The following is a 900-nucleotide window of genomic DNA, read 5'->3' as shown; positions in this document are numbered from 1 at the left end:
TTTGGCCCATTAGTCGGTGAAAAACTGCCTTTCAGCATAAACCAGGATGATAAGGTATTACATAAGGTTGTATTAAGCGATTTTTCGATATCAAAGTTTAAAGTTACCAACGATGATTATAATAAATATCTGCAGATAACAGGAATAAAAAAACCTCCCATTAATATTCTGGTAAAAGAGTACCCATCCTTGCAAAAAGGTGATTACTCTGTTGGTGTGACCTGGCAACAGGCAAAAGATTATTGTCAGTGGCTAGGTAAGGAGTCCGATAAAAATATTGATTTACCGACAGAAGCACAATGGGAATATGCGGCAAGGTCAAGAGGGCAGTATCTTCCTTTTGCGACTAATAATGGAAATTTCGAGCTTGGTTCTAATATACCTGAACAAAAGAAATTAGATGAATACACAGATGGTTATGGTTTTCCTATTTATCCAATTGGGAAATATCCTCCGAATCCGCTAGGTTTATACGATATGGGGCTAAGTGGAGCCGAATGGAGTAATGATTGGTATTCAACTGATTATTATTCCCACTCCCCTGTTTATGATCCTCAAGGTCCAGTTAAAGGTAATGAAAAAGTTTTAAGGGGGTATGTTGGCGGAGATCGTCAGTATGCCTTGACTATATTCAGGCAATCGTCACAACCTGTGCCAAAATTTGCTGGGCGTGATGATTATCAAAAGTTTGGAGTTAGTCCTCTTTTTGTATTTCGTTGCGTTATTAATAAATGATATCGTTTGACTGTAATACTATATTATAGTCGGAACGCTCAATGAATATAATATTCCGCTGGACAGCCTGTTTAAACCTGTCCCGGATAGCCTGATGTCAGAATATCTTGCCATGATCGACGACCAGCACCCGACGGGGACAATGACTGCCTGATGCAAAGGCTT

At 39.2% G+C, this 900-nt stretch carries 2 protein-coding genes; both read left to right on the top strand.

From position 1 onward, the window contains the following. On the top strand, positions 1–735 hold a 735-nt coding region (locus A1WC_RS26405), incomplete at its 5' end, for a formylglycine-generating enzyme family protein (protein WP_016161337.1). Positions 736–787: 52 nt separating this feature from the next. After that, a complete protein-coding gene (locus A1WC_RS27980) occupies positions 788–889 on the top strand; it encodes a hypothetical protein (RefSeq protein WP_071787070.1) in 102 nt (33 codons plus the stop codon). The last annotated feature ends 11 nt before the right edge of the window (positions 890–900 follow it).

It is taken from the genome of Klebsiella sp. KTE92, from assembly GCF_000398905.1.
Lineage (GTDB): Bacteria > Pseudomonadota > Gammaproteobacteria > Enterobacterales > Enterobacteriaceae > Klebsiella > Klebsiella variicola.
The sequence above is the reverse complement of the archived record's forward strand: the minus strand, read 5'-3'. Positions and strand labels throughout refer to the sequence as shown.